Source organism: Achromobacter pulmonis, assembly GCF_021733725.1.
Classification (GTDB): Bacteria; Pseudomonadota; Gammaproteobacteria; order Burkholderiales; family Burkholderiaceae_B; genus Achromobacter; species Achromobacter pulmonis.
Window position 1 is genome coordinate 2,886,717 of the sequence record NZ_JAIFOT010000001.1, and the last position, 14,381, is coordinate 2,901,097.

General features: G+C 69.5%; 16 protein-coding genes. 4 read left to right on the plus strand and 12 right to left on the minus strand.

What is annotated here, in order from left to right; translation table 11 throughout:
• Nucleotides 1-24: 24 nt before the first annotated feature.
• From K2W61_RS13270 to K2W61_RS13305, 8 genes are all read right to left on the minus strand, one after another.
• Nucleotides 25-579 (minus strand): response regulator transcription factor, encoded by a 555-nt coding sequence (locus K2W61_RS13270; RefSeq protein WP_419761601.1) that lies wholly within the window; start codon nt 577-579, stop codon nt 25-27.
• A gap of 1 nt (nt 580) precedes the next feature.
• A complete protein-coding gene (locus tag K2W61_RS13275; RefSeq protein WP_175133542.1) occupies nt 581-1,783 on the minus strand; it encodes an ATP-binding protein in 1,203 nt (400 codons plus the stop codon).
• 184 nt (nt 1,784-1,967) lie between these two features.
• Nucleotides 1,968-2,345, minus strand: a complete 378-nt coding sequence (locus tag K2W61_RS13280) for a DUF4148 domain-containing protein (RefSeq protein WP_236755810.1) — start codon at nt 2,343-2,345, stop codon at nt 1,968-1,970.
• 265 nt (nt 2,346-2,610) lie between these two features.
• On the minus strand, nt 2,611-3,105 hold the full coding sequence (locus K2W61_RS13285) for a copper chaperone PCu(A)C (protein ID WP_236755811.1): 495 nt from the start codon (nt 3,103-3,105) through the stop codon (nt 2,611-2,613).
• A gap of 28 nt (nt 3,106-3,133) precedes the next feature.
• Nucleotides 3,134-3,751 (minus strand): SCO family protein, encoded by a 618-nt coding sequence (locus tag K2W61_RS13290; protein WP_175133544.1) that lies wholly within the window; start codon nt 3,749-3,751, stop codon nt 3,134-3,136.
• A 59-nt stretch (nt 3,752-3,810) separates the two neighbouring features.
• Nucleotides 3,811-4,248 (minus strand): DUF2946 family protein, encoded by a 438-nt coding sequence (locus tag K2W61_RS13295; protein WP_175141704.1) that lies wholly within the window; start codon nt 4,246-4,248, stop codon nt 3,811-3,813.
• Nucleotides 4,249-4,283: 35 nt separating this feature from the next.
• Nucleotides 4,284-5,801, minus strand: a complete 1,518-nt coding sequence (locus K2W61_RS13300; protein ID WP_236755812.1) for an acyl-CoA-binding protein — start codon at nt 5,799-5,801, stop codon at nt 4,284-4,286.
• Nucleotides 5,791-7,074: an MASE1 domain-containing protein gene (locus tag K2W61_RS13305; protein WP_236755813.1), complete on the minus strand. Its 1,284-nt coding sequence runs from the start codon at nt 7,072-7,074 to the stop codon at nt 5,791-5,793. The genes K2W61_RS13300 and K2W61_RS13305 overlap by 11 nt, the downstream gene beginning before the upstream one ends.
• Before the next feature lie 256 nt (nt 7,075-7,330).
• Between K2W61_RS13305 and K2W61_RS13310 the strand changes: the two genes are divergently transcribed.
• Complete coding sequence (locus K2W61_RS13310; RefSeq protein WP_175133651.1) at nt 7,331-8,032, plus strand: peptidoglycan DD-metalloendopeptidase family protein; 702 nt, start codon at nt 7,331-7,333, stop codon at nt 8,030-8,032.
• 80 nt (nt 8,033-8,112) lie between these two features.
• On the opposite strand, the gene K2W61_RS13315 is transcribed toward K2W61_RS13310, so the two are convergent.
• The 3 genes from K2W61_RS13315 to K2W61_RS13325 form a co-directional block, all read right to left on the minus strand.
• Complete coding sequence (locus K2W61_RS13315) at nt 8,113-8,874, minus strand: amino acid ABC transporter ATP-binding protein (protein ID WP_175133548.1); 762 nt, start codon at nt 8,872-8,874, stop codon at nt 8,113-8,115.
• Nucleotides 8,871-9,551, minus strand: coding sequence for an amino acid ABC transporter permease (locus K2W61_RS13320; RefSeq protein ID WP_175133652.1), 681 nt, complete (start codon nt 9,549-9,551; stop codon nt 8,871-8,873). Before K2W61_RS13320 ends, K2W61_RS13315 begins: the two co-directional genes overlap by 4 nt.
• An 81-nt stretch (nt 9,552-9,632) precedes the next feature.
• Nucleotides 9,633-10,418: an amino acid ABC transporter substrate-binding protein gene (locus K2W61_RS13325; RefSeq protein ID WP_175133549.1), complete on the minus strand. Its 786-nt coding sequence runs from the start codon at nt 10,416-10,418 to the stop codon at nt 9,633-9,635.
• 189 nt (nt 10,419-10,607) lie between these two features.
• On the opposite strand from K2W61_RS13325, the gene K2W61_RS13330 reads away from it, so the two are divergent.
• Together K2W61_RS13330 and trhA are read left to right on the plus strand one after the other, a co-directional pair.
• Nucleotides 10,608-11,696: a P1 family peptidase gene (locus K2W61_RS13330; RefSeq protein ID WP_175133550.1), complete on the plus strand. Its 1,089-nt coding sequence runs from the start codon at nt 10,608-10,610 to the stop codon at nt 11,694-11,696.
• Nucleotides 11,697-11,849: 153 nt separating this feature from the next.
• Nucleotides 11,850-12,473, plus strand: coding sequence for a PAQR family membrane homeostasis protein TrhA (gene trhA / locus K2W61_RS13335; RefSeq protein WP_236755814.1), 624 nt, complete (start codon nt 11,850-11,852; stop codon nt 12,471-12,473).
• Nucleotides 12,474-12,489: 16 nt separating this feature from the next.
• Here the strand turns inward: trhA and K2W61_RS13340 are convergent, their stop codons facing one another.
• On the minus strand, nt 12,490-12,963 hold the full coding sequence (locus tag K2W61_RS13340; protein ID WP_175133552.1) for an Lrp/AsnC family transcriptional regulator: 474 nt from the start codon (nt 12,961-12,963) through the stop codon (nt 12,490-12,492).
• A 138-nt stretch (nt 12,964-13,101) separates the two neighbouring features.
• On the opposite strand from K2W61_RS13340, the gene kynU reads away from it, so the two are divergent.
• Complete coding sequence (kynU, locus tag K2W61_RS13345; RefSeq protein WP_175133553.1) at nt 13,102-14,352, plus strand: kynureninase; 1,251 nt, start codon at nt 13,102-13,104, stop codon at nt 14,350-14,352.
• The last annotated feature ends 29 nt before the right edge of the window (nt 14,353-14,381 follow it).

A 14,381-nucleotide genomic window follows, 5' to 3' on the forward strand; every position in this document is an offset into this window, starting at 1 on the left:
TGCGATGTGTGGCGTCCGCGCCAATCAGTCGACCAGGACCTCGCGTTCCGGCCCCGGTTTTTTGGCCAGCTTGCGCTGCAGGGAGCGCCGGTGCATGCCCAGCAGGCGGGCGGCGGCCGAGACGTTGCCGCCGGTCTCATGCAGGGCCTGGTGGATGTGCTCCCATTCCAGGCGGTGCAAGGGCGTCATGGTGCTCTCGATGGTAACGGATTCCGGTTTCACCAGGCCCAGGGTGCGCAGGATCATGGGCGCGGTGGCGGGCTTGGGCAGGTAGTCGTCGGCGCCGCGCTTGATGGCTTCGACCGCGGTGGCCACGCTGGCGTAGCCGGTGACCAGCAGGATGCGCATGTCGGCGCGCAGGGCGCGCAGGGGGCGGATCAGGGTCAGGCCGGAGTCTTCGCCCAGGCGCAGGTCGACCAGCGCGAAGGCGGGGCGGATTTCTTCGGCCACGCGCAGCGCCTCGGCGATGCTGGTGGCGGTGCGGGTTTCCAGGCCGCGGCGCGACAGGCTGCGCTGCAGGGTGCGCACGTAGAGCTCGTCGTCGTCGATCAGCAGGCCAAGGTCGGTGGGATTCAACATATCAGGTCCCGGAGCTACCGAGAGGTAAATAAAAGCGGATGCGGGTGCCGCCGCCATCGGCGGCCGTCATGGTCATTTCACCGCCCATCTGCTCGACGGTGGCGTGCGACAGGGCCAGGCCGACGCCCAGCCCGCCGGGCTTGCCGCTGTTGAACAGGCTGGTGGCCGGCAGCAGCGTGTGGTCGGGGTCGAAGCCGTGGCCGTAGTCGCGCACTTCGCCGCGCAGGGCGCCATAGCCGTATTCCAGGTGCAGGTCGACGCGCGGCTCGCTGGCGGCCTCGCCGGCGTCGGCCGCGTTGTTCAGCAGGGCCTGCAGCAGGTGGGCGATGGCCGGATCGACCCGCAGGCTGGCCGGCAGTGTGCCCGATCGCCGCAGGTCGATGGTCGGGCGGATCAGGCGCCACTGCCCCACCACGCGCACCAGGTCCACGGCGGTTGGGACCGCCAGATTGCGGATACGTTCCCGGCACAGGGCCAGCAGTTGGCTGAGGGTGGCGACGTCCTGCTTGAGTTCGGGTTCCTTGACCTCGGCGGCGATCTCGTCGGCCAGCAGGGTCATGGTGGCCAGCGGGGTGTTCAGTTCGTGCGCCATGGCCGCGGCGTGGGTGGCCAGCGCGACGATGCCCTCGTTGCGGGTGAAGCGTTCGCGCAGCCGCGCCAGCTCGCGTTCGCGCGCCCGCAGGTCCGCCGCCAGGCGGGTGCTGAACACCAGCACCACCACCACGGAGATCAGGAAGTTGGCGCCCAGGCCCCACAACAGCAGCGTATGGGTGTTGAGGTCGCCGCGCAGCGGCTGGCCGAAGATGGCGGCGGCGAAATAGCCGGAGATGCCCGCCAGCGCCGCCGCCAGCGCCCAGTTGCGCGGCAGCGCCAGCGCCGCCAGGGCGGTGAGGATCAGGAACATCATGCCGAACGGATTGCTCAGGCCGCCGCTCCAGCCCACCATCCAGGCCAGCACCGCCATGTCCACCAGCAGGTGGCCGAAGGCGGTGGCGGGCGACAGGTCGCGGCTGTGGCGCAGGCGCAGGCTGGCGTAGACGTTGAAGCCGATCAGCACGCCCACGCCGATCCATAGCGGTTCGAGCGGCAGGGCCAGGCCGAGCACGGCGCTGGCCACCAGGATGGTGGCAGCCTGGCCCGCGATGGCGAGCCAGCGCAGGCTGCAGAGGGTACGCAGGAAGGAGAAGGCGGAACTACCGGGCATATCCAGACACAGGGTTGCCGGTCTATCGCCGGCGGATCGGGCGCCCGGCTGCGCGGAACGCTGGCATCCAGGGCGGCGTGGGGGCGCCGCACTGCCGCCGGGCCCCGGGAGGCCGCCGGCGGCGGATGTGTGCAGGCATTGTATGAGGAATCAGGACGGGCCGCAGGCTGCGGTGCGTCCCTTATTATTGAATGTCGGACGTGCCGCTATGGGCCATGAGCACCGGCGGATAGCTTTCCTGGTCGGACGCCATTTGCCCTTGCATTTCGGCGGTCTGGAGTTGCTGTTCGACCTGGGCCCGGCTTTCGCCGGGGCCGCTGGACGCAATGGCGGGCGGGTAGTCTTCCTGCCCGAAGGTGTACTGGCCGTCGGCCTTGGCGCGGGCCAGTTCGGAGGATACCTGGTCCGAGGTCTTGGCGGCGGGCGCGGGATAGCTGACCCGCCAATTGCCGTACAGATCGCGCTTGTACTGGGCGGCCGGGGCCTGGGCCGGCTGGGCTTGCACGGTTGCGGCGACGGTCAGGCCGGCGCAGAGCAACAAGGTGGCTGTCAATGTCTTCATGAAACGCTCCTGGCAATCAAAGCAAACGGCCTGGAGGCAGGCCGCGCCGTCGTCCCCGTTGCGGCATGGGGGCGATTTCCTGGGATGCGGACGATGCATGTCCGGGGCGCCGCCTGGCGGCGCGTCCGGCCTTTTTCAATTCGACCGGCCGCGCGCCATGGCGTTGCAGGAAACGCGGGCTGTCGGGCAAACAGCTATTTCAAGCTTGACATACAGCTGTCAATCCGCTTGCGGCGAGGCGGTGCCCGTATTTCGCTGTGCTGCTTCAGTGCTTGTGACTTCCGGCCGGCGCGGCCGCCGCGGCCAGCGGGCGGGCCTCGGCCGTCACCGGCACGCGCCGCTGCTTGCCATCGGCGTCCTGCACCAGCAGCGTCAGGGTCACCGGGTCGCCCACGGAGATCTGTTTCGCCAGGTCGATCAGCATGACGTGGTAGCCGCCCGGCTTGAGTTCCACCGGCTTGCCGGCCGGCAGGTCGATGGCGGGCACCTGGCGCATCTTCATGACGTTGTCCTGCATCGCCATTTCGTGCACCTCGGCATGCTTGGCGGCGGCGGATTCGACGCCGACCAGACGGCTCGCGGTCGACGAGGTCAGGCGCATGAAGACGCCGGTGGCATGTTGGTTGGGCACCGTGGCGCGGACCCAGGCGTCCTCGACCTTGAGGGTGGCGTCCTGCGCCGAGGCGGGCGCGCTGGCCAGCATCAGGGCGCCCAGGGAGAAGGCGCAGGCAAGGGACTTGAAGGTGGTGGTCATGGTCATTGGAAATTCCTTTGGAGTTGGCGGGGGATCAGAGCACGGTGCGCAGGTCGGCGGCGCATTCCTCGGCGCTCTGCTGGTGTCGCAGGGCCAGGCGCAGCTTGCCCTGGGCGTCGATGACGTAGGTCAGCGCGGTGTGATCCATGGTGTAGGACGAGCCGGTCGGCACCTTCTGGTAGAACACCTTGAAGGATTGCGCGGCCGCGCGGGTCTGCTCGGCGTCGCCGCGCAGGCCCACGAACGCGGGGTCGAAGGCCTGCATGTAGGCGCGCAGGATGTCCGGCGTGTCGCGTTCCGGGTCCACGGTGATGAACAGCACCTGCAACTTGGCGGCGTCGGCCCCGAGCAGGCTTTTGATTTCCAGTGCGCGGGTCAGCGCGGTGGGGCAGATGTCGGGGCATTGGGTGAAGCCGAAGAACAGCATCACGGTCTTGCCGCGATAGTCGGCCAGTTGGCGCGGATGGCCGTCGGTATCGCGCAGCTGGAAATCGCCGGTGGGCATGCTGGACAGATCCATGCCGTTGATCTTGGGGGCGTCGGGGCCGCAGCCGGCCAGGGGCAGCAGGGCCAGGGCCGACAGCAGGCGGCGCCGATGACGGTCGGGCGCCGGCGGCGCGCCCAGGGGGGCGCGCATGGGAAGAGCATGCATTGAAACCTCGTTGCTTGACGGTTCGCACAGGCGCGGCGGCGCCGCGCGGGAGGGCGGGGTCAGGCGGCGCGAGGCGGGGCGCGCGATCCCAGCGGCGGCCCTTGGGCTGGCTGCACGGGCAGCGCGAGCGGGACCGGCGCGCGCAGGAGCGCGGGCCCGGCAGCGGCGAGCGCCAGCGGCGCCAGGAACGGGGCGGGGGCGGGCGTGAGGTGCGCCAGCAGCCCGAACGGGCACTGCGCGCCGGTATCGGCGCCGGAGTGGGAGCCGGACCCCGCGTCGTGCCTGCCCGCGGGTGACAGCGCCAGCTGCAGCGAGGACAGGTCGCCGGCGGCCGAGCAGAAGGTGACTTCGATCCGGCCATCGTGCAGCGCGCGGGCGTCGGGCATGTACCCCTGCGGCACCGCGGCGCGCAGCAATACCGCCAGGAACGCCAGCCACAGCACGACGCGCACGCTCAGGGCGTTGCGGGTTCGCGGAGGTCGGATCGGGGCGGACATGGCGCGATTGTAGGCCGAGCGGCGGCGAGCGTGCTTCAGGTGTCCGGATCCAGGCGTCGGATCAGGGCGATATAGCGGCGCCGGGCCTGGTCCGCGGGCAGGCCTGCCAGCAGGCGCCAGGCGGCCAGATCGATCCGGGCGCGCAGGGGCGCATCGGGGGCGTCCTGCGGCGGGGCATCGCCCCGCCGCGCCTGCTGCTCGTAGGCGTGCAGGCGAATGGCGACGTTCAGGGAAGGGGCTTGCGGCAGGGCGCGCAGTGCGATCACCGCGGCCTCGAAGGCGTCTTCCAGGGCGTCGGCCGGGATGGCCTGGGTGGCCGGGTCCATGGCGTCGCCTTCGGGTTCCAGGCCGCTGGCCACGGCCAGCCGCCGCCACAGGGCGTCGGCGGCGGCCGGATCGACGGCCTGCGAGGTGACCCTGGCGATGCTGTCGTTGCGCAGGCGCAGCGTGTGGGTGGCGGCGCCGTGGCAGGGCGTGGCGCCGTCGCGCACCTGGAAGGCCAGCGGCATCGCGAAGCCGCGTCCGGCCGGCGCCGGCGGGCCGACGCTGGCAACCGTGAAGGTATTGCGCGAGTAGTCCATCACGCGCGAGAACAGGTCGATCAATCCGCCGCGGCCGTGGTAGACGCCGCTCAGGGGGGTGTCGCCGCCTTCCTGCCAGACGACGTCCTCGGCAAACAGCGGAAACAGGTCCTCGAAGCGGCCCGACAGCATTGCCTCGCGGTATTGGCCCAGCAGGCGCTCGGCCTGGTCCGCGCTCATGGCGGCGGCGCGGCCCGCACGCGCGGGGGCGGGGGACCGGTCCATGAACTGCAGGATGTCGGCGGCGACCTGATCGCGGTCGTTGTCCACGCAGATCATGTGATAGCTGTTGTCCAGCAGAACCATGCGGCTGTCGGCAATGGCGTCGTTCAGGAAGCGGGCCGACCGCACCGAGGTCAGCTCGTCCTCGTGCGCGTGGATGATCAGGCTGGGGCAGGCGATGGCGTCAAGGCCGCGCTGCACGAAGCGGCGCAGCCGGTCCACCTCGCGGATGCAGGCCAGCGGCACCCAGCGGTAATGGAAATTTTCGCCGCGCTCGAACTTGGCCTTGACGATGGAGCGGACCAGTTCATTCTTGATGCCGTAAGGTTCTTCTTCCTCGACCCGCATGCGCGCCGCCAGGCCTGGGATGCGGTAAACCAGCTTGCGCAGGCCGCGGTACCAGGGGGTGCTCCAGCCGTCGATGAAGACGGGCGCCGCCAGGCTCACCAGTTTGCCCTGGCGGTGCCGCACGCGCTTGCACAACTCCACCGCCAGCAGCGCGCCCAGGCACATGCCGATCACGTGCAGGGTGTCGTGGCGGGCGGCCACTTCGCGGTAGCGGGCGGTGACGGCGTCGATCCAGTCCTCGGCGCGCACCGGCAGCAGATCTTCGGGCGTGGTGCCATGGCCGGGCAGGGTCAGCGTGTGCGTCTCGATGCCGGCGCGCTTGAGGGTCTTGTGCAGCGATCCCAGGTCGTATTGGGTGCCGCCCAGGCCATGGATGAGCAGGGCGCCCGTGCTAGTGGACATCGGCCTGCTCGATGTCACCGAGACGCCACATGCCCGCCACCACGGCCACGCTGCCGTCGAAATCCTCCAGCGGCGAGCCGCGGTCGCTGACCACGCGCCAGCCGCCGCCGGCATGCGCCATGCGGAACAACAGCGGCGTGCGGTCTTGGGCGCCGGCGCGGCGCGCGCCCCAATGCAGCGTCAGGCGTGCGCGGTCGTCGGGGTGCGCGAGGGCCAGCAACGCATCCAGGTTGGCCAGCGCGGCAGCCTGCACGCCGAAGGCGCCCTGCACATCGCCGGCCAGTTCGAGCGAGCCGTCAAACGGGCTGTAGCGGTACATCAGCTGGTGGCTGCCCGCCAGCGCCAGGTCGAAGCGGCCGCGCCACTGCTCGGCGTTTTCGAGTTCCTGCGCGCGGGCGCCGCGCAGGGTGTTGACCAGCAGGATCAGCAGCGCCGTGACCACCAGATAGACCTGGGTGGCCAGCAGCACGTGCCAGGGGTCATTGGCCTCGACGAAAGGGCCTTCGCCCTGCGCGCTCTGGTACAACGCCATCCCGGTCAGGGTGACGACGGCGAGGGTGCCGCCCAGCGGCCCCCATACCAAGGCGGCCAGCACCGCGAACACCAGCGGCAGATAGGTCAGTTCGAACGTGACGACATAGGGCAGGTTCCTGATCATTTCGCCGTCGAAGGTCATGAAGGTCGATACGATCAGGCCGGCGTAGGCGATCACGCCCAGCGCCAGGTCGCGCATGCGCGGGCCACCCGAACGGCGCGGCCGGAAATGGGCCCACCCGGTCAGCGCCGGCGCCAGGATCAGGATGCCGGCCAGATAGGCCGCGACCCAGGTGCGCAGCCGGACCAGGGCGTCGCTGGCCTGCGTCAGCCAGAGCCAGCCGCCGCCCAGCAGCGCCGAGAGCGCGGCGCCGGCCACCGCGCCGGCCAGCAGCGCCGCCACCAGTCCCAGTCCGCCTTCGCGCGGCGTCAGGCGCCGGACTGTCCAGGCCGCCAGCAGGCTGGACACGCTGGCGTTGATGGCGAACACCAGCGCCGTGGCGGGCTGGCCCCGAGTGAAGCTGGTGAGCGCCAGCTGGGCGCAGAAGAAGGCGGCCAGCAGCAGCGGCCAGTTCTGGCGCCGGGTCAGCAGATAGGCGCCGACGGCCACGCCCGGTGGCAGCCAGACGAATACGGCATGGCTGACCGGATCGTTGAGCAGGCGCGAGAAGACCCCGCACAGCAGATACGGGACGGCCCATAGCAGGCAGTATGGATTTCTTCGCGGTGCTTGGGGCATTCCCATATGGTTCCTTGCAGACGCTGTGGCACAGGGCGAGCCGGGGCTCGCGGCGATCAGCGGGTTATACACGGCACCGCCCGGTCCGCGAAAGCTGGCGCGCGCGTACCGCCATCCGAAAATCTTGGTACCCTTGGACGCAGTCGATTCCACTCCGTTCCAGGACTCAGTGCACTCCTTGCCCGCCCAGACCCTGCCCGCCTTCGATTCCACCGCCGTTTCCGGCCTCGCCCGGGCATGTCCGCCCGCCCGCGGCATCCTGCGCCGGGTCCGGCTGGTGTTGCTGGCCGCATTGCTGGCATTGCTGACGGCCTGCGGCACGACGCCCAAGGTCCAGCCCGGCTATTACCGGGTGCAGTCGGGCGACACGCTGACGCAGATCGCGCGCAAGCACGGCACCAGCGTATCCAACCTGGCGCGCTGGAACAAGCTGTCGAACACCAATGCCATCGAGGTCGGTCAGATGCTACGGGTGGCGCCGCCGGCCGGCCAGGCCAGCGGTTCGGCACGCTCCAAGTCACGTCCCAAGGCCTCGGGCGGGTCGCGCGCGTCGGCGTCGTCGATGGGCAAGCGGCGCACCGCGCCGCCAGGGGCGATCTCGCTGGTGTGGCCGGCGCAGGGCAAGGTGACGCGCGGCTACGACGGGTCGGGCTCGAACGGCATTGTCATCTCCAATGCCTCGGGCACGCCGGTGGTGGCCGCCGCCGCCGGGACCGTCGCCTATTCCGGCAGCGGCCTGCGCGGCTATGGGCATCTGGTGATCGTCAAGCACAACGCCAGTTTCCTCAGCATCTATGCGCACAATCGCAAGCTGCTGGTCAAGGAAGGCCAGCGGGTGAGCCAGGGCCAGAAGATCGCCGAAATGGGCAACAGCGACAGCAAGCAGGTCGGACTGTACTTCGAGTTGCGGTACGACGGCCAGGCGGTCGATCCGGCGGGATCCCTGCCGGGGCGGTGATAGGCCCCACGCGGCGCGCGCGTTGCGCGCTTGCTGCCCCCCGAGGGGGCTGCCCGGCCTTCGGGCGGCCGGGCGCCGCCTCAACCGATCTGGCCGGTCTCCTGCGTCAGCGTCGAGATGAACGTTGCGGTGCGCGGGTCGCGCGGCCGGGTGAACAGGTCGCGCGAGGCGCCGGATTCGACCACGTTGCCATCGAGCAGGAACACCGCTTCGCGCGAGACGCTGGCGGCCAGGCGCAGGTCGTGGGTGGCCATCAGCATGGTCATGCCCTCGGTGGCCAACTGCCGCAGCACGTCCACCACTTCGGCCGCCAGGCCGGGGTCGAGCGCCGAGGTCGGCTCATCGCACAGCAGCACGCGGGGGGCGGGCGCCAAGGCACGGGCGATGGCCACGCGCTGCTGCTGGCCGCCCGACAGGTTGGCGGGCCAGGCCTCGGCCTTGTCCAACATGCCGACCTTGCGCAGCAGTTCCTCGGCGCGCGCGCGGGCGCGGTCGGCCGGCCACTTCTGCACCGTCACCAGCCCTTCCATCACATTGCCGATCACGGTCTGGTGCGGGAACAACTGGAAGTTCTGGAACACCATGCCGGTCTGCTTGCGCACCCGCTGCACCTGGTCGCGCGCCAGCTTCAGGCCGGGTTCGAAATCGACCCGCTCGGGGCCGATTTCGAGCGTGCCGCGGTCGGGCACTTCCAGCAGGTTGACGCAACGCAGCAGGGTGCTCTTGCCGCTGCCGGACGGGCCGATCAGGGCGGTGACGCTGCCCTCGGCGATGGCCACGTCGACGCGCTTGAGCACCAGGTTGCCGCCGAAGGATTTTTCGATCTGTTCCAGGCGGATCATCGGTTGTTCTCGGAAAACACCGCATGCCGGCCGAAGCGCCGTTCCAGGCGCACCTGGGCGGCGGACAGCGCCGAACTGAACACCAGGTAGATCAGCGCGGCCTCGGTGTACAGGATCAGCGGTTCATACGTGACGGCGGCGATGCGCTGGGCCGCCTGGAAGATCTCGGGCACCGTCAGCACGGCGGCCAGCGAGGTGTCCTTGACCAGGGCGATGAAGGCGTTCGACAACGGCGGCACCGCCACCCGCGCGGCCTGCGGCAGCACGGTGCGGCGCAGGGCCTGGCCGCGCGTCATGCTCAGTGAATAGGCGGCTTCCCACTGGCCCTTGGAAATCGACTCGATGGCGCCGCGGATCACTTCGGAGTTGTAGGCGCCGACGTTCAGGGTGAAGCCGATCAACGCCGCCGGCAGCGGGTCGAGCACCACGCCGACGCTGGGCAGGCCGTAGAAGATCACGAACAACTGCACCAGCAGCGGCGTGCCGCGGATCAGCCAGACGTAGAAGCGCACCAGCGCCACCAGCGGCGCCGGTCCGAACAGCCGGATCAGCGCCACTACGAAGGCCAGCGCCAGCCCCAGCGCGAACGACATCAGCGTCAGCGGCACGGTGAACACCAGCCCGGCGTGCAGCAGGGGCCAGAACGAGTCGGCCATCAACTGCACCCAGGCCGGCACCGTCAGGGCGTCGAGCTGGGCCAGGATCCAGTCGGGCAGGGCGTCGCGCAGCCAGATGGGGAGCGTCATGGAACGGCCCGCTTATTGCTGCGCCGACAGGTCCGTGCCGAAGTACTTGACCGAGATGGTCTTGTAGGTGCCATCGGCCTTGATGTCGGCCAGCGCCTTGTTGATGGCGGCCACCAGTTCGGGATTGTTCTTGCGCAGCAGCACGCCGGAGTTGCTGAATTCGGCGGCCTTGTCGGTGGCGGCGATCCTGACCTTGGCGTTGGGCTTGTGCTTCTTGAAATCCAGGAACGACAGGTTGTCGTTGACGGTGGCTTCGACGCGGCCCGAGGTCAGCAGGTCGATGGCTTCGTTGAAACCCTGCACCGCGACCACCTCGGCGCCGTGGCGCTGCGCCAGCTTGCCGAAGTTGCTGGTGAGCGTGTTGGCGGACTTCTTGCCCTTGAGGTCGGCGAATGACTTGATGGTGGTGTTGTCGTCGCGCACGATCAGCACCGCGGCCGACGAGATGTAGGGGTCGGAGAAGTCGTACTTGGCGCGGCGCGCGTCGGTGATGCCGACCTGGTTGATGACGGCGTCGTAGCGCTTGGCGTCGAGCCCGGCGATCAGGCCGTCCCACTTGCCTTCGACGAATTCGGCCTTGACGCCCAGGCGCTGGGCGATGGCGCGGCCGATGTCGACGTCAAACCCGGTAAGCTGTCCGGAGGCGTCGTGGTAGGTGAAGGGCGCGTAGGTGCCTTCGGTGCCGATCTTGAACACGCCGGCGGACTTGATCTGGTCCAGCCCCGACTGGGCATGGGCGGCGGACAGGGCGGCGGCCTGGATCAGGCCGGCGATGAACAACGAGCGCAAGAGTTTCATGGCAATGCTCCACGGATGAGAGATCACTGCGAAAGGCCCGCGCAGCGCGCCGCCTTCCGGTGTAGCCGCACTCTAACAACGCGTCTATTTTTCCACAAAGCATAAGGAATAGTAAAAATATAGCGGCAAGTCATATGCGGCATTCGCGCCCCGGGCCGCCTGGCCCGGGGGCATCCAGGTGATATCCAGATGGAGACAGGCGTGCAACAACAATGGAACAGGCGGGCTTTCATGATGGCGGCGGCGGGCGTCGCGGCATCCGCGGGCGTGATGCCGGCGCAGGGCGCCAGCGGTTTGCGCCGGGTGCCCGGCGGCGGCAGCATTACCGACGTGGCCGGCCTCAAGGTGGGGCACTACACCGACACCCGGCGGCCGACCGGCTGCACCGTCATCATCGCCGAGGCGGGGGCCACCGGGGGCGTGGATGTGCGCGGCGCCGCGCCCGGCACGCGCGAAACCGACCTGCTCAACCCGGTCAACATGGTGGAGAAAGTGCACGCGGTGATGCTGGCCGGCGGCAGCGCCTTTGGCCTGGAGGCCGCCACCGGCGTCATGCGCTATCTGGAAGAGCGCAAGATCGGCTTCGACGTGGGCGTGGCGCACGTGCCGATCGTGCCGGCCGCCATCCTGTTCGACCTGGGCGTGGGCGACGCCTCGATCCGGCCCGACGCGGCGGCCGGCTACCAGGCCTGCAAGGCGGCCAGCGCCAAGCCGCCGCAGGAGGGCAATGTCGGCGCCGGGGCCGGCGCCACGGTCGGCAAGCTGTACGGCGCCAAGCGCGCCATGAAGGGCGGCCTGGGCAGCGCTTCGCTGACCGTGGCGGGCGTCACCGTGGGCGCGATCGTGGCGGTCAACGCGGTCGGCGACGTGGTCGATCCGGCCACTGGCCACGTGCTGGCCGGCGCCCGCAGCGCCGACGGCAAGACCTTGCTGGACACGCGCGCGGCGATCCTGGCGGGCGACCTGCCGACCTCGATGCGCGAGGGCGCGGCCACCACCATCGGGCTGGTGGCGACCGATGTCAGGCTGACCAAGGCCCAGGCGCAGAAGATGGCGCAGAGCGCGCATGACGGCCTGGCGCGCACCATCAACCCGATCCACACCATGCTCGATGGCGATACCGTGTTCGCGCTGGGCACGGGCGCCGTCAACAAACCCGCCAACATGATGCTGCTGGGCGTGATGGCGGCCGAGGCCATGGCGATCGCGGTGCAGCGCGCCATCCTGGCGGCGCGCGCGCTGGAAGGCTACCCGGCGGCGGTCGACTTCATCGCCTGAGCCGCCGCCGCTTCGCGGCGCCGCGCCCGGATGACGCGGCTTTTCACGCCGCGTCTGGCGGCGCCCCTCCCGGACCCCTGACCCCAGGCTGTCACATGGCGTGGGCAAGATGGAAAGCGTCGGCGCCACGCCTGCGCGCGGGAGAGGGACAGCATGTACCAGGGAGAGCGTTTCAACGGGGCCACGCATCTGGCCGGCCTGGCCTTGGCGGTGGCCGCCTCGGCCGCGCTGATCGCCCGGGCCGCGGAACTCAGGGTGGACGCGCGCCAGATCGCGGCCTGCGCCGTGTTCGCGGCGTCGATGATCGCGGTCTACGCGTCCTCGGTGCTGTATCACTGCTCGCGCGGGCGCCGCAAGGCGCTGTGGGCCAAGGCCGACCATTGCGCTATTTATCTATTGATCGCCGGCACCTATACGCCGCTGGCCTTCGTCCCGCCGGAACTGGGATGGGGCGCCGCCATGGCGGTGGCGATCTGGCTGCTGGCGCTGTATGGCATTGGCCGCGAATTGTGGTGGGCGCGCGGCGCCGCGCCGGCCCTGCCGCTGTACCTGGCGATGGGCTGGCTGGGGGTGATGTGCGCCGCGCCCATTGCCGGCGCGCTGTCGGGCGCCGGGCTGGCCTGGCTGCTGGCCGGGGCCGCGCTCTATACGGTGGGCACGGTGTTCTACGCCAATGACAAGCGCTGGCGCCATGCCCATGGCATCTGGCACCTGTTCGTCATGGGCGGATCGGCCTGCCATTTCGTCACGGTGTTCGGCTTCCTGCGATACGCCTGAACGCCGCGGGGGGCCGTCAGCGCCAGGGCGCCAGCGGCAGCATGCCGCCGCGATCCTTGATCTTGCGCATGACGATATGCGAACACAGATCGCGCACGCCGGCGAGCTTGCTGAGCTTGTCCTCGACGAACTGCGAGAACGCCGCCAGGTTGCGGGTGCGCACGGTCAGGATGTAGTTCGAGGCGCCCGTGACAATGCTGGCTTCGGTGATTTCGTCATGCAGGGCGATGCCGGCCAGGAATTCCTCGTGCCAGCCCGGCCGCGACTGGTCCAGCGACACGTGCACGATGGCTTCCAGTTCGAAACCCAGCCGTTCGGCGTCGAGCACGGCGCGGTAGCCGCGCACGAAGCCGCCTTCTTCCAGCGCCCGCACCCGCCGCAGGCAGGCTGAGGGCGACAGGGCCACCTGCTCGGCCAGGTCCTGGTTGCTGAGCTGGCTGTTCTCCTGCAGGCGGTAGAGGATGCGATGGTCGATGGTGTCCAGCTGCATGGTGCAATCCAATTCTGAAAAATGGCTGATGGCGCAATTTAATGCGAAATTCCAGGGTAAGTCACGCCTGATTTTGCAAGTTTTCGGCTGGTTCACGCTGATAGTATGTAGCCAGCCCATTGCCTCAAGGAGCCGTGAATGAACACCCGCGAAGCCTGCGTCGCCGCCGACCGGCAGGACCCCCTTGCGCCGCTGAAGGCGCGTTTCGATCTGCCGCCCGGCGTGCTGTACATGGACGGCAACTCGCTGGGCGTGATGCCGCGCGCCGCCGCCGCGCGCGCCGCCGAAGTCATCACCCAGGAATGGGGCACGGGCCTGATCCGCAGCTGGAACACCGCCGGCTGGTTCGAGCTGCCGTCGCGGCTGGGCGACAAGCTGGCCGGCCTGCTGGGCGCGAAGGAAGGCGAGCTGGTCATCACCGACACCACCTCGCTGAACATCTTCAAGGCGCTGGCGGCCAGCCTGCGCATCCAGCAGAAGCGCCACCCCGAGCGCCGCGTGATCCTGTCCGAGCGCGACAATTTCCCCACCGACCTGTACATGATCCAGGGCATGATCGACCTGCTGCAGCAGGGCTACGAGATGCGCCTGATCGACGACGAACTGCCGCTGGACCGCGCCCTGGACGAGGACGTGGCGGTGGTGCTGCTGTCGCACGTCAACTACCGCAGCGGCCAGATGCACGACATGGCGGCGGTCACGCGCCAGGCGCACGCGCGCGGCGCGCTGGTCATCTGGGACCTGGCGCACGCCGCCGGCGCGGTGCCGGTGGACCTGAACGGTGCCGACGCCGACTATGCCGTGGGCTGCACCTATAAATACCTGAACGGCGGCCCGGGCTCGCCGGCCTTCATCTGGGTCGCGCCGCGCCATATTCCCGACTTCTGGCAGCCGCTGTCGGGCTGGTGGGGCCACCAGCGGCCGTTCGACATGACCGTCGCCTATGAACCCGCCGGCGGCATCCGCCGCTACCTGTGCGGCACCCAGCCGATCGTGTCGCTGGCCATGGTCGAGTGCGGCCTGGACGTGGCGCGCGAGGCCGACATGGCCGAGGTGCGCAGGAAGTCGCTGGCGCTGGGCGACCTGTTCATCGCCCTGGTCGAGGAACGCTGCGCCGGCCATCCGCTGACGCTGGTGACGCCGCGCGAACACGCCGCGCGCGGCAGCCATGTCAGCCTGCGCCATCCCAACGGCTACGAGGTCATGCAGGCGCTGATCGCGCGCGGCCTGATCGGCGACTACCGCGAACCCGAGGTGCTGCGCTTCGGCCTGACGCCGCTGTATTTCGGCTATGCCGATGTCTGGGACGCGGTGGAAATCCTCAAGGATGTGCTCGACAGCAAGGCTTGGGACACGCCCGAGTTCAAGCAGCGCTCGGCCGTGACCTGACCCGCCGCGCACCGGCCCAAGCGACATCC